A 20,602-nucleotide genomic window follows, 5' to 3' on the forward strand; every position below is an offset into this window, starting at 1 on the left:
TGTAGGGCGCCAATTGGCGCCCTTTTTTAATCAGCGAGTTCTGGTGAAAACACAGGAAAACCGTTTTTATCCCACGTAATAATGCGTGCTCGCGCATGGCGATTTGGGTCTGTAAGCGGTGTGCCTTTCAACTCTTTATAGTCACGACTGTGATAAATCATTAAATCGGTTACACCATCTTCAGCTTTTACAAAACTGTTATGCCCAGGGCCAAAACGACCTAGCTCAACATTGGTGGTGAACACCGGCTCAGCCTTTTTATGCCAACTAGCAGGATCAAGTAAATCAGCATTCACATCTGCCCATAGCAAGCCCATCGCATATCGATGATCGGTGGCACTGGCTGAATAAGTGACAAATATTTTATCGCCATGGGTAATGACTGCAGCACCTTCGTTCACCTTGTAGCCTTGCACTTCCCAATCAAGGGTTGGCTCAGTAATCGCGATAATGGGTTCTTTAATTGATGTTGGTGAGTCCATTTCAGCTAACCATAAAGCTGAGTTATAAGTTGCAGGCTGGTTCTGCTGCGCCCAAATCATGTAACGCTTCCCCTTGTGCGTAAAACTTGTGGCATCAAGCGAAAAACTATCAAGGTGGCTAGTTACTTGCCCCATTTCTTGCCACTCACCTTGCATCGGATTAGCACTGTCGTTTTTAAGTGCATACATGCGAATACTGAACGGTTTTTCGATATCACCTGCAGCGAAGTAGATATACCAACTGCCATCAATCTGATGCAGCTCAGGGGCCCAAATATTGACACTCATAGGGCCTTTATCACGCTTTTGCCAAATAACCTTCGGCTCAGCTAATTTTAAGTCATTTAAACGACAAGCTTGGCGTAGTTCAATTTCATCAAATTCCGGCGAACTACCTATAAACGTGTAACAGCCACTTTTATCATCGCGAACTAACCAAGGATCAGCACGTTTGAGTACAATGGGGTTATCAATTGGCGCTAAAGTCTTGCTACTATTAGCATCAGCAAAGGCTGACAATGGCGAGGCGCTTAACGCACTAAGAAGCGTTAGCCGAGATAATTTTTTGAGCATAATGTGTCCTGTATTTCGTCTCGATTTTATTGTTAATATTGTATTACATATTATATAGTAGCTGAATGAACACAAGAGTTAAAACAACAAAAGGTATTCAAGCATGAGACCCGTAAGTAAGGTGACACACGCAATGAAGTGGCTTTCAACAGGGCTACTTTTTTCTGCCGCAGCCGTATCTGCAAAGCAAGTTGAAGTTCACGACCCGGTAATGACCAAAGAAGGCGACACGTACTATGTATTTAGCACAGGCCCGGGCATTACCTATTATGAGTCGAAAGATTTAACCAACTGGAAACTTACCGGCCGCGTTTTTAAAGATGAGCCGAGTTGGGCAAAGCGTATTTCACCAAGCTTTGATGGCCACTTATGGGCACCTGATGTGTATGAGAAAAATGGTAAGTTTTACCTTTATTACTCAGTCTCTGCATTTGGCAAAAACACTTCGGCAATTGGTGTAACGGTTAATGAAACCCTTGACCCATCATCACCTGATTACAAGTGGATTGACTACGGCATAGTGGTTGAATCTGTGCCTGAGCGTGACGATTGGAACGCTATCGACCCTGCCATTATCGAAGATGACAATGGTACACCGTGGATGAGCTTTGGTTCGTTCTGGGGTGGTCTTAAACTAGTACAACTTGATGATGACATGGTGCGCTTAGCAAAACCTGAAAAATGGCATCACATTGCGAGTCGCCCAAACACGGAACATGGCCCAATTGAAGCACCTTATATCTTTAAAAAGAACGACTATTACTACCTATTTGTTTCGTTTGATAAATGCTGCCGTGGCGTAGAGAGTACTTACAACGTGCGCGTAGGCCGCAGTAAAAACATCGAAGGCCCATACTTAGATCAACAAGGTCGCTCTATGGTTGATGGCGGTGGTAGTTTAGTTATTGAAGGTAATAAAGATTGGGCAGCCCTTGGTCATAATGCTGCGTACACCTTTGATGGCAAAGACTATTTAGTATTACACGCCTACGAAACAGCCGATAACGGCGTGCAAAAGCTACGTATTTTACCTATGAGTTGGAAAAACAATTGGCCGGTTGTTAACCCAGCCGACCTAAATAAGCTCAAAACCAAGCTTAAGAAGTAATTATTCAACACACAAAAAACCTGCAAAATTGCAGGTTTTTTATTTGCTTTAATGACCTCGTTTGAGGTTGAAAGTAGGTGTTATCAACTAAAATCAACCAAGGTAATATCAACAAGCATGGGGCTTTGGCAACCTTGCTGATGCTTTTCTTCAATAAATGCGCTGTACACATCACGCGCCAGATGTGCAGGTACAAGCACTTCAAAGCGACTGCCTTTATTCATTAATTGCAACGCTTCTTGCAAGCCCACTATCGCCTCTGCAATTTCGTACTCTACAGCGACGCCTTGCTTGCGAGTATCAAATAACACCCGACCATTTGTAAGGGTAACGCGTTGATGCACAGTCACAGTAGCATCCCAACTAGGTTTATCCCCCTGACCTTGCTCAATCACTCGATAACCAAGCCCTGTGGGTGTTTGGTAAAAACTGTGTTGCTCAGCGCTGTTATCTAAAAGCGACGGTAAAACATGCTCTTTAGCCGTCGCAAACACATTGTTGCTTAACATAGCCAACTCTTTATTGTGCGTTGATTAAACGAATACCATAGATACCACCGGCAACAGAGTCTTTGTCGGCAGCAAAACGTAAAGTAAGCGTTTTCGACTTTTTCATTGCTTCTGTTAATGGGTAATCAATGGTGTAGAACTCATCCGTTGGTTTACCTACAGGCAAACTAACTCCAGCTAATTGCTCACCATTTAAATTAATTGAGAAATGACGATCTACATCGCCAATAAAATAGCGAACACGCAAAGCAACCGCTTTTTGTTCTGGGTTGCTAAGCTGATACTCAAACCAACCTGTCGCATCGCGCCAATGATGACCATTATTAACACCCGCACGGGTTCCTTCACCTTTAAAGTCGTGTTCGACTTCAGGTTGTTGCTCACCCGGCGTAATTTGATCAACGGTTAATAAACGAAGCTGCTCTTTCGCTTGCTCAGCCGCTTTTGCATCGGCAACAAATTGCGTGAACTCTGCTTCGCTTTGCTGAGGCCAATACACTTGATAGCGACTATCGTGTAAGCGGAAGAACGGAATTAGCTCTGTGCTCTTAGTGTTATCGATACCTTGCTTGGCAATCGCCACATTTTTATCGGCGATAAATGCGAGCTCTTGGCCCGGTTTACGAATAAGGTCGGCAATAAATTTTTCTGGCTCACTCAGCATGATTGGTAGAGCCTCTGGCGGACAAGTCGGCCCCGCGGCGATGTGGCCCATGCGGCTATTGTCAGCAACAAAGTTAAGCTGCTCATTTGCAAATGCTTGTACTTTAGTGGCCATTACAACAGGTCCGTACATCACCGAATAATAATGCTGACCATCAGGTAGCTGTTCAGTATAAAGCTTAGGACTAAGCTCAAAGGCAAGCTTATCACCGCTTTGCCATGCATAGCTGATGCTGTAGTAACCGTCTTTTTCGGTTGCGCTTACAGCTTGTCCATTTAAAGTAAAGCTCAGCTCACCTTGCTGCCAAGACGGTTTACGAATATGAATTACCGACTCAGTGCTTTGCCCCTCAGACAAACGATTCACGGTCAGTGAGACCTTGTTATCATCTGGGAATTGGCTTTCTTGCGTGATCTGTAAGCCCTGCTGTTGCCAGTTTAACGTGCTTGGAATAAACAAGTTTACCCATAGCTCTTTACCGGTATTGCTATAAATCAGCTCACCATATTTGCTGTGATTCTCAATACCTGAGCCTACACAACACCACATTGAATCTTGCACTGACGAATACATGCGGTAATGCCCAGGGCGCATTGAGGTAAAATAAACAAGACCACCATGCTCTGGGTGTTGTGACGATAAAATATGGTTATATATGGCGCGCTCATAATAGTCTAAATAACGCGTATCACCGGTTTTTAAGAACAATAACTTACTCAATTTCATCATGTTGTAAGTGTTGCAGGTTTCTGGGCCTTCAACATCTTCAACCATTGGCGTGAAGTCACTTTTATCATGAAAATGCTCACGTACCGAGTTACCGCCAATTGATACTGAGCGCTCTTGGCTGACTGTTTTCCAGAAAAAGTCAGCACCTTGCTGCCATGCTTTGTCATCGCTGGCATTTGCGACCTTCAACATACCAATAATTTTTGGAATTTGCGTATTGGCATGCAGGCCCGTTAACTTATCTTCTTTGTGTAATAAGGGTTCAATAATGATGTTATGAGAGAACTGACGGGCTAGTTTTAAGTAGCGCTCATCATCACTAATAAAGTACATATCAGCAAACACATCATTTAAGCCACCATGCTCTGAATACAGCATTTGTTGAACTTGTTCATCAGTTAGCTTGGCAGTGGTCGCTAAGAACCATTCACCTAGCTTAAATAGCATTTGTTTGGCTTTATCACTACCGGCTACGTCGTATGCATCACGCAAGCCATGGAAGATTTTATCTATGTTATACAGCGGCACCCAGCGGTCATTTAAGCTGAATAAATCAGCTTTGATTTCACCCTTTTCAATCTGCTGCCACATTTCATCGCCATTTGGGATACCGCCTAAGTAACCACCAGTGGCTTGTTGAGCGCGATCCAGCTCACTCAGCATATAATCTAAACGCTGCTTTAATTCTTCGTCACCTGTGGCTGCCCATGCAAGGCTCAGGGCTGAAAGATAATGACCGCCAATATGGCCATCAAGGCCAGTGCTTTCCCAGTTGCCATAGTTAGGCGCTTTTGGCTCAAGACCTGCTTCACGCAGATAAGGAGCAAGCAGCTGATCTGGATGAAGAGCTAATAAATAACGCACATTAGTTTGCTGTGCATGTAAAAACGGGCTGGCGCTTAAACTTACTTGGTTTAGGGCAAATAAATGTTGTTCGCTGGTATGTTCAGCATGCTCCACTGAAGCGGCTTGTTTACTGTCTGTTGGCAGCTCACTGCAACCGGTCACAGTTAATATTGCAGCGCAAACGCTTGCTAAATAGCTAACCTTGAATGTGTTCATACTGTTGTCTCCCAGCGAATTATTATTTTAAAGAGCAAAGCGCACACACTTAGTTAGTGTGTGCGTTTAAAGAGTGGTTATTTTGGTAGGCGCTTATGAATAACCATATCCGTATAGTACTCATCGGTAATTTTGTATTTTTTCAAAATCAGACCTAGTAAGGCGTGGAATACACCCGGAATGATAGTTAGCATCAGTGCTAAGCCCATAAGGGTAAATTCGGTTTGCTCAACGTTAGGCTTGTACTCAAAAAATGCCAATAATAAACCACCTGCTAAGCCCGCTAAACCGCCCCCAGCTTTTTGGCAGAATGAAATACCACCAAACGATAGGCCCGATGCACGAACGCCGTCTTTAATTTCACCGTAATCAACGGCTTCAGCAATGGCAGACCAGAATACTGGTGCATGTAAATCAACCACAAATGACAAGATGATATAAAGCACAAACGCCGTCATCACATCGCCAGGCTGCACTACAAAGTACATTAGTAATGAAATAAATAGTACGGCAATTTGTGATTGACGGAATAGCTTCATTTTACAGTAGCGCTGGGTGATCCACGTACTTGCCACCATTGAGACAATAGATGCTGCAATACCCGCACTGGTAAAGGCACCCGCTAAATCTGGTACACCTAAGTAATAGGTTGCGTAATACATAGCAACACTGCCACGAATCGCATAGCCAAGCGTACCAAGCACACATGCTGCACACAGGAGTAACCATTGGTCGTTTTTAATAAGTACTTTTAATTGTGTAAGTACACCTTCGGTTTGTGGCTCATGGGTAATACGTTCGCGAGTAGTAAAAAAGCAAAACAAAAATAGTGCTACGGCACAAGCCGATACTAATGCCATTGCCAGTTTATAACCATACGACAAGCTGCCATCTCCCCAATATGAGGCAAGCAGCGGTACTGAAAATACGATCACCACATTGGCAATCTTAGCGAAGAACATACGGTAGCCATTAGCTGACAAACGCTCTTTAGGATCGGCAGTTAATACACCAATGTAAGAGATATAAGGGATAGCAACACCGGTAAACATCAAGGTCGCAAACAAGTATGTGGCATAAGCCCAAGCTAACTTCATGTTGTAGTCGAAATCAGGCGTGGTAAATAACAGTACGACCGATAAACCATATGGCACAGATAAAAATAAGAACCAGTGACGGAACTGACCCCAACGGGTTTTCACTTTATCGGTGATCACCCCCATTAAAGGGTCGGTAAAGGCATCAACAAAACGCGCCACTAAGAACAACACACCCATATCAACCGGATCAAGCCCGTAGATATCGGTGTAAAAGAAAGACATAAAATAGAATAACGCTGCAACCATGACATTTACTGCCATGTCGCCGGCACCAAAGCCGACCTTTTCTACAACGGATAACTTTTGAGATTCCATACAACAACACCCTAATTGGTCAATAATGAGCCGCCGCTCACTATTTCAAGCAATGCTAAAAAGTTTTCAACACTGCGTATCAAATAAATTTACAGCCTTAGATATTACACAGCTTGGCCATTGCGTTCGTTATTTTTGTAAATTTAATGCTAATCTAATTAATAGTATTATCATACTTATTAAATCGCAACTCTTTTCGACCGATGGTTTGGTTTATAAAAACCAATAAAAAACCCCAGCAAAGCCGGGGTTTTTAGGTCTATAAAAGAAATTTAGAAAGAATAACGTGCACCAAGTGCGAATGTGCGTGAGTAGATACCGTTACCAAAGTTAAATAGGTTGTCGTTACCTTCACCGTAATAGCTTTGATATACGTCATCTAGGATGTTCGTTGCATCAAAAGTAACTACTAAATCATCATTCACATTGTAGCTAAATTGGAAATCTAAGCTTTGCTCAGGGCGATTCCAGAATTGAATCGGGTTAGCAAAGATTGCCGCTTCGTTACCTGTGTAGAACTCAGAACGCCATACATAAGATAAACGCATGTCGAATGAATCACGCTCGTAGATACCTACGATGCTGTATGATTCATCAGAAACACCTGCCATTTGCGAATCAACATACCCAGAGATTTCACCTAGCTCATTGAATTCAGGTGTATCTTGCTCTGAGTCAAGCATCGTGTAGCTTGCTTGCACACCAAAACCATTTAAGTACTCGGGTAGGTTTTCTGGGAAGTAAACTAAACCAACTTCTAAACCAGACAGTTCACCGTTTGAAGCATTCACTGGTGCACTTAATACATATGGGCGTGTTACGCCATCATCGCCTTCGCGCACAACTTGCTTACGACCCGCAACAACTAAGCCTTCAATTTCACGGTAAAAGTAAGCTGCGTAAAGTGAGCTTGTATCTGCGAAGTACCATTCAAGTGATACATCATAGTTCTTTGATTCTGTTGGTTTAAGATCTGGGTTACCACCATTACCTGTACCGTAGGTAGCACCTTCTGTTAAAGGATCATACCAGTATTGCAGCGCGTTTAAGTCAGCAAAGTTAGGCATACGTAGTGTTTCTGTGTACGCGACACGGCCCACTACATCATCAGTGATGTTCCAGTTTAGTACTAAGCTTGGTAGTAATGCGCTGCTATCAGCACTTGCTGAGCTTTCTTCAAATACATTTGAGTTCATACCGCCAGACTCAGCAACAAAGTCCATGTCTTGCTCATAGCTTACATAACGTAAACCAAACTCACCGCTGATATCTTCCGTTAAGAAAAAGTTAGTTGTTGCATATAGCGCGTACGAGTTTTCTTCGATATCAAATGTTTTGTATACGTCTTCAGCTTCAAGGCCATATACGCTACGGACAGCATCGCCGTTATCTAGCATGTAGCCACCGTCAGCAGTTACAAAGCTATTGAATACATCAGCACGGCCATCGAAATAGTCATCAACTTGGAACACAATGCCTGTACCATCGCCAGATGCCCCCGCCGCTGCTAGCTGTTCAATTAAGCTAGCCACTGAGGTGTTAGCAATACCAGCCTCTTGACCACGCGTGTACTCTTGCGCAGTTCGTTTTTCGTAACGACCGCCGAACTTCACTTTATCAAAATAAGTACCACCAATTAGGTATTCAGCATCAAATGTGAAAGTTAATGCGTCACCCGCGTTACCGCCGCCATTGTCATAAACAGTACCTGCATTCCAGTTTTCGATAGCAGCCATATCTGCTTCGTTTACCGCTGTGTTTGGATCATCCCAAAACGCAATACCTGGTACGCCGTCTTTATCGTTAAAGTCTACATCTAAGCCATATGCAGTGCGGTCAAAACGCATTGCGAAGAAATCTGTTTCGTACTCACTGTCTTGGTAAACAACTTCTGTGTTGATGGTTAGGTAATCGCTTGCTTGCCACTCGGCACCTAATGCATATAAGTAGCTATCTGTTTTACCATATGAAAAGTCACCACTTTGGAAACCGCCAGCACCAATCGCTTGCTTTTCTTTAACTACGTTAGTGCCATCAAACACCGTTGGTGTTTCGATGAAGCCGTTACCGTTTTCGAATGTATTTGAGAACCACATCGCGTTTTGCGATTCGTTTTCGTAACCTGTGTAGAAACCTTCAGCTGTGATTTCGAGTGTTTCATTAGGTGCCCACTGTAAAGAGACAGACGCAGCTGGACGCTTACGAAGACCAGTGAATGAAGTACCAAAAATAGCATCACGTGCAAGTAAGTATTCAGTTGGCTCACCATTTACGTCTAAAGTAGAACCTGCCGCAGTCGGTAGACCTAACTCAGTACCTTGAGTCCAAAATTCATTTGGTACACGTGAGTACGGTGAGTAGTTGTACTGTGGTTTATCAGTAAAGAATGGGAACGCTGCACCCGCTGTGATGGTGTCATCGCGGTAATGTGTTTCAGCATAAGAAATATTGAAAAGTGCGCCAAACTCACCAGCGCCGTCGATTTCCCAACGGTTAGAAAGTAACGCACTGATATTTGGATCAACTTCATCTGGTTGATCTGAGTAAATCGCACGTGCCGCTAAAACAACTTTTTCACCTTCGAAGTTGAAAGGACGGTGGGTTTTGATATCGATCGCACCTGCGATACCACGTTCAATTTGATCCGCCGAACGAGTTTTATAAACTGTTACACCCGAAAGTAAACTTGCAGGTATGTCTTGCAGCGCCACATCACGACCCGCACCTGTAAAGATAGCACGGCCATTCACTGTGGTATTAACATCAGTAAGACCACGGATTGAAACTGCACTTACTTCACCAGCACCACGGCCTGTTGTTTGTACACCTGTCACACGTTGTAGTGCTTCAACTACGTTGTTATCAGGGAATTTACCAATATCTTCAGCAACAATTGCATCCACGATTTGAACGCTTGCACGTTTTTCATCTAGCGCTTTGTTTAAACTGCCGCGAATACCTGATACTTGAATAACTTCCATCTCATCGACGTTATTCTCAGGAGTGTTTGGTGCTTCCTCCTGTGCAAAAGCAAATTGACAGGTAAATGCCATAACTACAGCACTGGCTATGTGTGTTCTTTTAAACATAAGCGGTGTTCTCCAAATTATAGTTATATCGGTCCGCTGAACTTTCCCCATTCAGTTACCGAAGAGTGACCACTGCATTGTGCATCGTGTGTTGTCAAAACGGTGCGCGAGTGTGTCTACATTTTATTATGTTAATACATTGCTGCCTGAACTTTGATCATATTGTATGATTATTTAACAGTCAACTCAAAAAGCCAAATTAAAATTAGTGCCATAGTGTTTACAAAAAACGTTGTAATTATAACACGTTACAAACTAAAAAAGGGCTGCGTTTTTATCTTGGGAATTTATGTAGACCCATTATTATCAGTCACTTAGCGTTTATTTGTTTGCTTGTTTTATTTGTCTTTTGTTCATCCAGAGCAACTAAAAAGGGCTAACAAGTTATTTACCTGGCGTTTTTTGGTGCTACTATGATAAAAATACAATAATACAATATAAAGTTATTTTTTGCTGCACTTTTACTGGTTTGTTTCGATGTAAACAATCAGTTACTCAGTATAATCAGGCATACACTGTGTATTATCTGGTCATTCAGAGCGAGCTCTAAGTACAAAAGCTGCAGTTCGAACAACAATTATTAGTCACAGAGGACACTCATGAAGAAATTGAAAGCGTTAGCGCTGCCATTGCTTTTTTCGAGCAGCTTAGCCGTTGCACAAAACCCATTATTCACCGATGTATTTACTGCAGATCCAGCAGCACTTGTTCACAATGACACCGTATACCTTTATACAGGTCATGATGAAGCACCTAATAATGATGTGTTTTTTGAAATGCACGACTGGTTAGTCTTTTCATCAACAGACATGGTGAACTGGAAAAAACACGGCCCAATCATGAAAGCAACCGACTTTAAGTGGGCTAAGGGCGAAGCATGGGCTTCACACATGATTGAGCGTGATGGCACTTTCTATTTCTTTACAACCGTTCGTCACAACGACACAAAACCAGGTTTTGCAATTGGTGTTGCGACGTCTAAATCACCAACAGGTCCATTTAAAGACGCGATTGGCCATGCATTGGTTACCGATGATATGACCAAGCATACGCCAAATGATTGGGACGACATCGACCCTGCTATTTATACAGAAGAAAACGGCGATACTTACATGTTCTTTGGTAACTTAATGCCAAAATACGTAAAGCTAAGCGACGACTTACTGTCTCTTGATGGTGAAATTAAAACGCTAGACTTGCCTAACTTTACGGAAGCGTTATGGGTTCATAAGAAAAACGACAACTACTATGTTTCGTACGCGTGTGAGTTCCCAGAGAAGATCTGTTATGCCATGAGTAAAAGTATTCACGGACCATGGGAATATAAAGGTATCTTGAATGAGATCGCAGGTAACAGCGAAACCAACCACCAATCAATCATCGAGTACAAAGGTAAAGACTACTTTATTTACCATACTGGTGCTGTACCACCGATTGATGGCAAACCAAGTGGCGGGCGTTTTCGTCGCTCAGTGGCGATTGAGCCACTTTACTACAACGAAGATGGCACACTTAAACGTATTATCATGACCACTGAAGGTCTAAGTAAACAAGACAAGTAATATCAAAAAGGGCTCTTTAAGAGCCCTTTTTAATGTTCAAATGTAATACAAATAAACAAATTTAACGGAAAATCCTCTCTTTCAGATAAGTAAAAAACTTCCCTAATAGCGCAAAAATACCGAAAAAAACGCCAAAAATGACAACTTGAGAAAATTAAAATCACACTGTACATATTGTAAACACTGATACTTCATGTTTACATACCAATTACCTTTGCAAAAGTATTTGCACATTTTAAATCATACTATAAAATTACAATACTACGTTCTTATTAGTTTGATATAGGCACGCGGCAATTTTATTGACAACAATCGAATAAAAAAAATGAATCCCAGTTTCAAGAGGACACATAAAATGAAATTAAATAAATTAGCCATGGTCATAGCCTGCTCTTTGGCTGTTACAGGTTGTGGCAAAGAAGATGGTACTAAGCTTGACACAGCACCAGCGGTTGCCGACCCGCAAAGTGCAAAACCGACAGTAAGCAGCAGTGTTGAATACACTGAATCAGGTAGCGTAATGGTTACCAATGTAAGCGTGCACGATCCTTCTGTCGTTAAAGTTGACGACACTTATTATATTTTTGGTTCACACCTTGCTGCCGCTAAATCAACTGATCTCTTGAACTGGGAAATGGTTTCCTCGCCTTCAGTAGTAAAAGTAGACGGGCAAGATGTATTACAGGTCAATGAAAGCCCGTTGTTTGATTACAATTACTTAGCAGAAATAGCCGAAGGCGTTGAGTGGACCGATGGTTACCCTAGTAACTGGGCAGCCGATGTAATTCAATCACCAAATGGTAAATTTTGGTTCTACTATAATAGCTGCGGACAAGACAATACCAAAACGACTGACATAACTAATGATCAAATTTGTTGGGATAGAGGTTATTTAGGATTAGCTGAAGCCGACAATATTGAAGGCCCTTATACAAACAAAGGCATTTTCTTACGTAGCGGCTATCGCAATGAAGCTGAGTTTGCTGCATACCCTCTAGATAACGGGCAAACGACCTATGATGGTGGCATAGATCCGAATGTGATCGACCCAGCGGCATTCTATGATACAGACGGCAAACTGTGGATGGTGTACGGTTCTCATCATGGTGGTATTTTTATACTGGCTATGGACGAAGAAGCGGGCATGCCAGAAGCTGGTCAAGGCTATGGAAAACACCTTCTTGGTGGTGCTGGGCGCTTCATCGAAGGTGCTTTCGTAATGTACAGTCCAGAAAGTGAATATTACTACTTATTTTATTCTACTGGTGGCCTTGACTTAAACGGTGGTTACAATATCCGTGTAGCTCGTTCAAAAACACCGGATGGCCCTTACCTAGACAACGCAGGTAACGATATTTCAACATTAGGCGGCTTAGAAGTTGGTGAAAAACTAATGGGCGGCTTTGAGTACACGCAAGAACTTGGCGAAACAGCACCTGCATGGGGCTACCAATCACCGGGCCATAACTCTGCTTACTACGATGAAGCGACAGGACGTCATTTATTAATCACGCATACGCGTTTTCCACAAACGTCTACTGAGTTCCCTGAAAATACAGAAGCACACCAAGTTCGCGTACATGAAATGTTCATTAACTCATTAGGTTGGCCTATGGCTTCACCGCAGCGCTACGTACCGCTTGAAGGCGACAACATGGTTGTGGCAGATGAACTTTACGGTTATTACAAATTTATCAATCATGGCACTGATGTAAATACAGATGCTATTCGTTCAATGCATATTGCACTAAATGAAGATCACTCAGTAACAGGTGATGATCCAGGTATCTGGTACATGATTGATGACTCAAATATTAAGCTTGAGTTAGATTCTGGTACGTACTTTGGTGTCGCTAAATGGCAATGGGATGATGCAACTAAAACGATGGTTGTCACTGTATCAGCAACATCAAGCGAAGGTGCAACCATTTGGGCAAGTAAACGTGATGAAATTACCGCAACTACAAACGTGCTGAGCACTGTTCAAGAAGCACTAGATATCAAAACTGAATTATCAATTGCTGACGAAGGTTACTCATTACCAACTAAAGGTAAAGACGGTGCTGTAATTAACTGGGAAAGTAGCGATGAATACTACATCACCAGTGAAGGCTCAGTATTCATTCCAACGCCAGATCGCGGTGATAAAGCGGTTACTTTAACGGCTAATATCTCTTTAAACGGTGAGAGCACAACCAAGACATTTAATGTAAACCTTGAAGCACGCCCTGAGTTTAAAAATGCGATTGCTCACTATGCATTTGAAGACTCACTAAGTGATAGTCTGGATAATCTTGATGATGCGGGTGTAACAGATAACAACCTACTAAATGTAGGTGCTGGTACAGCTGCATACGCAGAAGGTCAAACAGGTAAAGCATTTAACTTTGACGGTGCAACCGGCGTACGCTTACCTGATGAAATTATTAACTCTGACAGTTTTACAGTTTCTTTTTGGTCAAAACCAGACACTCTCAATCCTTACACACCACTATTCTTTGCAGCAGAAAATGTCAATCGTTGGATTAGCTACATACCTGCTGGAGCTGCTCATTTTACCGAAAATCCATTAATTTGGAGTTTTTATCTTGGTGATAATGGTGAAGAGCTATGGAATCAAATAGTCCATACGCAAAAAGCGACTCTAAGCGCATGGACTCATGTGGCTATTAGCTATGATGAAGGGGTTATGAACTATTACTCGAATGGGGTATTAGTTGGCTCTATGCCTCGCCCCGATATGTTCAGCCATGAATCTAGTAACTTTGCGCTGGGTGTGAACTACGGTTGGGACTTACCTTTCCAAGGTCAAATTGATGAATTCATTGTATATGACTATGCCTTGAATAGTTTTAATATTAATGCTGCAGCAATGACAAACCAAACCAACCCAGATAACTTCCCTGCATTCATAAAGAGTGCGCTTGATTTAGGTGATGTATCTGCAGTACGTGATAACTTTGAATTACCACGAGTAGGTCCATTTGTATCTGGTATTAGCTGGACGTCAAACAACGAAGAGTACTTAAAACCAGTTAATGGCACAGCTGTTGTGACACAACCAAGTGCGTCTGCTGGCGACCAAGTAGTGACATTAACTGCAACTATTAAGTACAAAGACTTTACGGATACTAAGTCATTCGATGTAACCTTAAAATCACTTGCACCTGCTGAATACAGCTTTGAAGGTGACCTAAGTGCATTAAACGGCGCATACGCGGCGGGTAAATCAACGGGGGGGTTCATCAATAATACTGGCGGTAGCGTAAGCTATGTTGACGGTGTAATTGGTCAAGCAGTATTCCTAGAAGGTTCAGGTGTTCGTTTACCGGATAACCTAATCACAACTAATGACTACTCAGTATCTATGTGGCTTAAACCAGAAAGCTTCACAGATTACACAACAGCGTTCTTTGCCGGCGCAAGTGCAAACGCATGGTTAAGTTATGTACCATCGATGGCTGACACAGCGCTAACGCGTTTATGGGCAAATAACGGTGCCTTCTTCGATAATGCAGAACTAGATAGCCGTATTCCTGCAAAAGAGTGGACACATGTTGCTTTCACTGTTGATGGTACAAACGGTGATGTACTGAAGATGTATGTTAACGGTGAACTACAGCTAGAAGCCGATGGCTTCCCACGTGTATTCACGGTTCCTGGTGAAACAAATGAGTTTGCTCTAGGTGTTAACTACTGGGATACGCCATACCACGGTGCTATCGATGAACTGAAAATTTTCAACGGTGCGATTAGCGCTGAAGAAATAAAAGCACTCTTTGATGCAGCACCTGCACAAGAGTAACAAAGTGAGGTGAGCTGCCTCACCTCAACTATTTGTTGTCTGAAAAGGCCGGGTGAAAACCCGGCTTTTTTCTAAAGCTTTAGTACCTTTTGCCGATACATACATATCATTCACTTTCATCGCTCTCATTATGGCTATTAACTCATTAGCAAGTGCGTTAACTAACTCAAACGCAGATACAGCAAGCAGTAATACCAACTCAAAAGTAGGCTACAAACTCAGCAACCAAGAAATGAATAAGCTCTCTGGTCGTGAAGTAGAGCCCGCTCAAAAAGAAGAAGTATCTAGCGAACTCCCCGCACATATTCGCAAAATGGTTGAACAACTTGAAAAGCTCAAAGAACAACTCGAACTTGCCAAAGAGCAATTAGCCAAACTGCAAGCACTCAAAAACCAAGAAGATGAAACTGTAAAAGTGCAAGTTGAAACACAGACCAAGATGGTTATGGAAATCCAAACGCAAATAATGTCTCTTAGCCAATCAATTAGCGATGCGCTAAAAGAAGCTGGTATTAGCGATCCCGGAGTGCTAATGAGTGTGTTAGTTTGATGAAGGCTTTGAGCTTTAAGTCTCAAGATTTGCTCTTGCAACTTTCCCCTTGCTCACTCCTCATATAACACCCAAAAGCGAGTCAAAACCCAGTGAATATGCGGGCTCTGAAATATCGAGTGCGGAAATACGAAACTTCCTTTGCGGCTAAAATCAGTTATCTCATCTGTCATCTAGGCACACTACCACAATAGAGAAAAGTTAAACATTTAACTTTAAAATCAAAGCCATAACATTAAGAAAACAAAAGATTTAACCTTCTAATAAGTTCGAAATTAAAGCTCTCCTAGAATTAAATCAAAGCTTAACCTTGTCAAAACCCCGCTGAGCAATACTTTGTTAGTATAGAAATTAGCCAGCTCAATCGTACTATGGACTCCCCCTATCAACGAAGTGAGGGCGTGTTATGCGTCAAATTTTATTACTTTCTGTAAATGGATTTACGCTACAAAGATTTTTATTAATGACATGTCTTTGGGTGTGCTTTTTTGCCACAGCCGATGAAACAAACCCAATTCTTACCGCAAGATCATGGTTAACTTTAGTGGACAATGGTGAATATATAAAAAGCTGGGAACAAACTGATCCACAATTTAAAGCAAAGACTCCACAAACAAAATGGCTTAAAGCATTAGATTACGCGCGAGTTCCTCTTGGTAGAGTGATGTCTAGAACTTACTTTTCCACTTCAGAGTATTCATCACTTTCGGGATTACCTGATGGCGAGTATTTAGTTATTAAATTTAAAACCGAATTCATTAATCAAGACAGTGCCATGGAAACAATCAGTTTGAGTAAAAATAATGGCCAGTGGCAACCTTTAGGTTATTTTATTAATTAGGAGTTTGCAAAGTTTGAGATGGATTATGTTGGGTTTCGCTTCGCTCAAACCAAGCTACCCGAAGAATGAGTAGGGCAAGTAATATGGTAGGCGTCACGCTTGCTTGGCACGTCATGAAAGCAATACCCTACGAGCAGACAAACATATCACCAACATACCCGAAGAATGAGTAGGGCGAGTAATATGGTAGGCGTCACGCTTGCTTGGCACGTAATGAAAGCAATACCCTACGAGCAGACAAACATATCACCAATATACCCCACCGCTCAGCTAAAAACTGACAGCTGAAGGCTGACAGCCACAAAAAAGCCACTCATAAATGAAGTGGCTTTGGTTGAGTCGATTTTTTACTTATAACTTAATTTGGTTCACGCAAATGGAACACTTGGCACTTGTTACCTAAATCAGGTTGTTGTGCGAAGTTAGTGTTTTCAGCTAAACCACAGTTACTTAAGCCAAGCGCTTGTTTTGTGTAGCGGTTGATCAGCATCACGCCACCGCCTTCTACCGGAGCAATACGCCACTGTGCTGTTTTCGCTGAACAAGACGCCATTTCTACGTTGGCACCTGGTACTAAGGCGTTATCAGCTACCGCAGCACAGAACTCGCTATCAGCGCTTTGTTTAAGGCTTACATAACCTGTATCTGTTGGTGTGAAGAACCATTGTTGTGCATCTTTATGCGTGTAAGCTTGTTGCTCAACATTGGTACCTGCTTTAACCGTACCAGCCACGCTAAGTGCTTTACCACTTTGTTGGCTTAATACGACAACACTGCCCATAGGGCGTAATTGCCAATCACCACACGCTGTTGCGTCACTTTGCTGTAAAACCGCTTGGTTTTGTGCAGCAGAACAACCAGCAACCGCTAATGGTTTGCCTGTGTAACGGTTAGTAATAGATACATTACCATCTGTGCTTGGTGCTACTTTCCATTGCTGACAGAAGTTATTGCGCCATGCTGCAGATTGTACTTTAGCGTTATCTGCATCATTACAGCTTTCAAGCTCTAAGAACTTGCTGTCTTCACGGTTCGCTAAACGAACAAAACCATCTGTAGTCGCATCAATAACCCATTGACCATTAGTGCTTGCACACTGACGTTGCACAGCACGTGCATCTTGTGGATCAGCTGCAATGTCTAAACATAAACCGCTTGTTGCATTCACTAATTGGTAGCGCTGACCTTGTACTCGCGTTACCAGTGGACCGTATTCACCTGATGGCGGAGCTACTTCAACGCCTGGTGTTAATGGTTTACCAAAGCTTGGTGTGCCATCGTCGTTCCAAGTAAATTTTTGCGCACGTAATGAACGCGTCGCACTACAACCGTGCTCTACCGAATCATTACCGTGATAAACTAACCAGTCTTCTGTACCGTCTGGCGATGTGAAAAAGCCGTTGTGACCAGGGCCAAACACTTCTTCTGTACGCTCAAATACTGGCTTGTCGTATTTTTTCCAGCTGCTCGCTTTAAGCGGATCGTCACCAACAAGCTCAAGCATACCTAGTTTGTAATCAGGAGTATTACAGAAGCTCGCTGAGTACGTCATAAACGTACGACCATTGTGCTGTAAAATTTCAGCGCCTTCAGTTACTTTGCGACCACTGATTTCCCAATCTAACTCAGGACGCGTGATCACCGTATGCGGTGAGTTCTTCTTCAGAGTCCATGGGTTTTCCATTTCAGCAATAATGTTTAATTGCTGATCACCCTGCCATTGTGAGTAGATCACATACAACTTATCTTTGTACGTTAGGTAGTTACCGTCGATGTTCCATACGTTAGGCATTAATGCGCCCTTGTATTCGTATGGACCCATAGGATCGTCACCGGCACTTTCTAGTACGTTTAAGTGTTGGTTATCTAAAGTGCCATCAGTACCGGCTGTGTACATCATGTACCAACGGTAGCCGTTTGGCCCTTTTAGACGATGGAATTCAAACGCCCAGAAGTTACAGCAACGCTCAGGGTTTGCATCAGACCAAACATTGATAGGTGTTGCATCAGCAAGGCCCGCTAATGTTGGTGATTTACGCATCACTAACTCAGAAGTCCACGTTGTTGTAGTTAGGTAATAGTTACCATCCCAATACTCAAGCCATGGATCGGCGCCATTTGGGAAAAGAGGATTAGTAAAAATACCATTATCTTGGATTGGCGCTTTTGCTGTGGCTGCGATATCTGCTTTGGCTGTGTTGTCTTCAGCCGTAGTCTGACAGCCCGTCAGAGCGCCAAACGACAAGGCAAATACGCTGGCTAAGCCAGCCTTTTGCATTGCGCTTTTAAGCTTTGTTGTTTTCACGATTGTGTTCCTTTATTTTGTACCAAATTCGTACACGATGCGTGTTGAATACACGTCACCCGGTAATAATGTTGTGCTTGGGAACGTTGGCTGATTAGGTGCATCAGGGAAATGCTGTGGCTCTAAACAAAAACCACTTCTAAAATTATGCACTAAGCCAGACGCTTGCTGAGTACTACCGTCTAAGAAGTTACCTGAATAAAACTGTACTGCAGGCTCTTCTGTGTAAACTGTTAACGTACGGCCAGAGTTTGCTTCGTAAACCGTCGCTGCTTCAATAAGTTCATTGCTTGGCGTGTCTTTAAGCACAAAGTTATGGTCATAACCTTTACCAAGTTTCAGTTGTTCGTTACTTGCTTTGATATCTTGACCGATTGCTTTAGCTGTACGGAAGTCAAACGGTGTGCCAGCCACATCCATCAACTCACCAGTTGGGATCAAGCCGCCATCCACAGGCGTAATTGCTTTTGCGTTAATTTGCATTTGGTGATCAAGAATGTCGCCTTTACCCGCTAGGTTAAAGTAGCTGTGTTGCGTCATATTGATAATGGTCGGCTTGCTTGTTGTAGCAATAAACTGCATATCTAGTGTGTTGTTGTTCGTTAGCGTGTAAGTCACTTCTGTCGTCACTTCACCCGGGTAACCTTGGTCACCATCAGGGCTCACTAAGCTTAAGGTAACACCGGCGCTGTTTTGCGTCGTGAACGGTGTCATGTTCCACACTTTTTTGTCGAAACCTTGCACACCACCATGTAAATGGTTGTCACCATCGTTAGTCGCTAATTGGTATTCAGTGCCATTTAAGGTGAATTTACCGTTTGCGATACGGTTACCAAAACGCCCGATGATTGCACCGTAGTAAGTTGTCGCTTTTGTGTACGCTTCTAGGTTATCTAAACCCAGTACAATATTACCCATTTCGCCTTTTGCATCTGGCGTTTCAATACGCGTGATAATGCCGCCGTAGTTAATCACATCAACGCTAATACCATTGCTGTTAGTCAACGTTACTTGATTAACTGGGGTCTGATCAGCAAGTACGCCATAGGCCGTCATTGATGCTGAAGGGGAAGTCGTCATATTGTCTCCTTGATGAGCACACGCAGGTGTAAGGGCAATCCCACATGTCACCAACAATGCATAAAGCCCGCGCGACTTTTTCGTGTTCGAACTGGCTGTTTGATGAGTTGTTTTTAAACCTTGGAAAACACATTGCAATGACATATGAATAACCTTTTTGTAATTGTATTTATAGTTTTATAATACAAATACAGGTGTCATTGCAAATTTAATCGCTAAAGTTGGATTTTGCCGTCTTTCACCATGATGCAATCCATCCCCGCACTTTTGGCGGCTTGGTAGCCAATTTGCGTGTCTTCAAACACCACACATTTACTTGGTTCAACACCTAAAAGCGCTGCCACTTTTAAGAATGTTTCTGGGTTCGGCTTACCTTTACTAACATCACTGGCAGTCACTAAGGCACCAATTTTATTAATTAAATTCGTATCTGTTAGATGATCAATTGCATGTTCGCGATCAGCCCCCGTGCCCACGCCCATTGGCAATACACCATGGTACTTTTCAAGTACTGCGACGGTTTCGTCAATCACCAGTGGTTGGTGCTGTAAATCAACCCAAAACTGGTGTTTATCTTTTGCCACAACTAGAGGGTCGTGTTCTAAACCAAATTTTTCGTTAAGCATTTCAATTGTTTTAACGGTCGGAATGCCACCTAAGCTGTACATATAGTCGTAATCGAATGGGTAGCCATAGGCTTCGCAAGCTTTTTGCCATGCCTGTAAGTGACTGCCCATTGAGTCAATTAAGGTGCCATCCATATCAAAAATAATGCCTTGGTAGGCGCTTAAATCGATCATATCTACTCCTAAAAAGTTTCGCTTCACA

The 20,602-nt window shown here is 42.7% G+C and carries 13 protein-coding genes; 5 read left to right on the forward strand and 8 right to left on the reverse strand.

Annotated features, from left to right (window positions below; genetic code table 11):
- Window positions 1–26: 26 nt before the first annotated feature.
- The gene (locus IRQ78_RS13635; RefSeq protein WP_194442489.1) at window positions 27–1,055 is read right to left on the reverse strand and encodes a glycoside hydrolase family 43 protein; all 1,029 of its coding nucleotides are present in this window, start codon (window positions 1,053–1,055) and stop codon (window positions 27–29) included.
- 103 nt (window positions 1,056–1,158) lie between these two features.
- On the opposite strand from IRQ78_RS13635, the gene IRQ78_RS13640 reads away from it, so the two are divergent.
- The gene (locus tag IRQ78_RS13640; RefSeq protein WP_054552282.1) at window positions 1,159–2,163 is read left to right on the forward strand and encodes an arabinan endo-1,5-alpha-L-arabinosidase; all 1,005 of its coding nucleotides are present in this window, start codon (window positions 1,159–1,161) and stop codon (window positions 2,161–2,163) included.
- Between the two features lie 83 nt (window positions 2,164–2,246).
- Here the strand turns inward: IRQ78_RS13640 and IRQ78_RS13645 are convergent, their stop codons facing one another.
- The 4 genes from IRQ78_RS13645 to IRQ78_RS13660 form a co-directional block, all read right to left on the reverse strand.
- A complete protein-coding gene (locus tag IRQ78_RS13645; RefSeq protein ID WP_194442490.1) occupies window positions 2,247–2,672 on the reverse strand; it encodes an FKBP-type peptidyl-prolyl cis-trans isomerase in 426 nt (141 codons plus the stop codon).
- Window positions 2,673–2,682: 10 nt separating this feature from the next.
- Window positions 2,683–5,127, reverse strand: a complete 2,445-nt coding sequence (locus IRQ78_RS13650; RefSeq protein ID WP_138619603.1) for a glycoside hydrolase family 127 protein — start codon at window positions 5,125–5,127, stop codon at window positions 2,683–2,685.
- A gap of 77 nt (window positions 5,128–5,204) precedes the next feature.
- The gene (locus tag IRQ78_RS13655) at window positions 5,205–6,542 is read right to left on the reverse strand and encodes an MFS transporter (protein WP_054562984.1); all 1,338 of its coding nucleotides are present in this window, start codon (window positions 6,540–6,542) and stop codon (window positions 5,205–5,207) included.
- Between the two features lie 272 nt (window positions 6,543–6,814).
- Window positions 6,815–9,631, reverse strand: a complete 2,817-nt coding sequence (locus tag IRQ78_RS13660; protein WP_138619602.1) for a TonB-dependent receptor — start codon at window positions 9,629–9,631, stop codon at window positions 6,815–6,817.
- Between the two features lie 599 nt (window positions 9,632–10,230).
- On the opposite strand from IRQ78_RS13660, the gene IRQ78_RS13665 reads away from it, so the two are divergent.
- The 4 genes from IRQ78_RS13665 (at window position 10,231) to IRQ78_RS13680 (ending at window position 16,389) form a co-directional block, all read left to right on the forward strand.
- Window positions 10,231–11,193 carry a glycoside hydrolase family 43 protein gene (locus tag IRQ78_RS13665; protein WP_138599117.1) on the forward strand — a complete coding sequence of 321 codons (963 nt, stop codon included), beginning with the start codon at window positions 10,231–10,233 and terminating at the stop codon, window positions 11,191–11,193.
- A gap of 355 nt (window positions 11,194–11,548) precedes the next feature.
- Window positions 11,549–14,998, forward strand: a complete 3,450-nt coding sequence (locus tag IRQ78_RS13670) for a LamG-like jellyroll fold domain-containing protein (protein ID WP_138619601.1) — start codon at window positions 11,549–11,551, stop codon at window positions 14,996–14,998.
- Between the two features lie 130 nt (window positions 14,999–15,128).
- Complete coding sequence (locus IRQ78_RS13675) at window positions 15,129–15,548, forward strand: hypothetical protein (RefSeq protein WP_138619600.1); 420 nt, start codon at window positions 15,129–15,131, stop codon at window positions 15,546–15,548.
- A 406-nt stretch (window positions 15,549–15,954) separates the two neighbouring features.
- Window positions 15,955–16,389, forward strand: a complete 435-nt coding sequence (locus IRQ78_RS13680; protein ID WP_228482632.1) for a DUF4019 domain-containing protein — start codon at window positions 15,955–15,957, stop codon at window positions 16,387–16,389.
- A 358-nt stretch (window positions 16,390–16,747) separates the two neighbouring features.
- On the opposite strand, the gene IRQ78_RS13685 is transcribed toward IRQ78_RS13680, so the two are convergent.
- The 3 genes from IRQ78_RS13685 to IRQ78_RS13695 form a co-directional block, all read right to left on the reverse strand.
- Window positions 16,748–18,694 (reverse strand): RICIN domain-containing protein, encoded by a 1,947-nt coding sequence (locus IRQ78_RS13685; RefSeq protein ID WP_323741601.1) that lies wholly within the window; start codon window positions 18,692–18,694, stop codon window positions 16,748–16,750.
- 12 nt (window positions 18,695–18,706) lie between these two features.
- Window positions 18,707–19,918: an aldose epimerase family protein gene (locus IRQ78_RS13690; protein ID WP_194442491.1), complete on the reverse strand. Its 1,212-nt coding sequence runs from the start codon at window positions 19,916–19,918 to the stop codon at window positions 18,707–18,709.
- A gap of 71 nt (window positions 19,919–19,989) precedes the next feature.
- Entirely contained in the window at window positions 19,990–20,574 is a 585-nt protein-coding gene (locus IRQ78_RS13695) for an HAD family hydrolase (RefSeq protein WP_138599120.1), read from the reverse strand.
- Window positions 20,575–20,602: the final 28 nt, after the last annotated feature.

The organism is Pseudoalteromonas simplex (genome assembly GCF_015278155.1).
Taxonomy (GTDB): Bacteria; Pseudomonadota; Gammaproteobacteria; order Enterobacterales; family Alteromonadaceae; genus Pseudoalteromonas; species Pseudoalteromonas simplex.

Coding starts and splice junctions, on each gene's coding strand:
- IRQ78_RS13635 (WP_194442489.1), bottom strand. CDS start 1,055: ATGCTCAAAAAATTATCTCGGCTAACGCTTCTTAGTGCGTTAAGCGCC.
- IRQ78_RS13640 (WP_054552282.1), top strand. CDS start 1,159: ATGAGACCCGTAAGTAAGGTGACACACGCAATGAAGTGGCTTTCAACA.
- IRQ78_RS13645 (WP_194442490.1), bottom strand. CDS start 2,672: ATGTTAAGCAACAATGTGTTTGCGACGGCTAAAGAGCATGTTTTACCG.
- IRQ78_RS13650 (WP_138619603.1), bottom strand. CDS start 5,127: ATGAACACATTCAAGGTTAGCTATTTAGCAAGCGTTTGCGCTGCAATA.
- IRQ78_RS13655 (WP_054562984.1), bottom strand. CDS start 6,542: ATGGAATCTCAAAAGTTATCCGTTGTAGAAAAGGTCGGCTTTGGTGCC.
- IRQ78_RS13660 (WP_138619602.1), bottom strand. CDS start 9,631: ATGTTTAAAAGAACACACATAGCCAGTGCTGTAGTTATGGCATTTACC.
- IRQ78_RS13665 (WP_138599117.1), top strand. CDS start 10,231: ATGAAGAAATTGAAAGCGTTAGCGCTGCCATTGCTTTTTTCGAGCAGC.
- IRQ78_RS13670 (WP_138619601.1), top strand. CDS start 11,549: ATGAAATTAAATAAATTAGCCATGGTCATAGCCTGCTCTTTGGCTGTT.
- IRQ78_RS13675 (WP_138619600.1), top strand. CDS start 15,129: ATGGCTATTAACTCATTAGCAAGTGCGTTAACTAACTCAAACGCAGAT.
- IRQ78_RS13680 (WP_228482632.1), top strand. CDS start 15,955: ATGCGTCAAATTTTATTACTTTCTGTAAATGGATTTACGCTACAAAGA.
- IRQ78_RS13690 (WP_194442491.1), bottom strand. CDS start 19,918: ATGTCATTGCAATGTGTTTTCCAAGGTTTAAAAACAACTCATCAAACA.
- IRQ78_RS13695 (WP_138599120.1), bottom strand. CDS start 20,574: ATGATCGATTTAAGCGCCTACCAAGGCATTATTTTTGATATGGATGGC.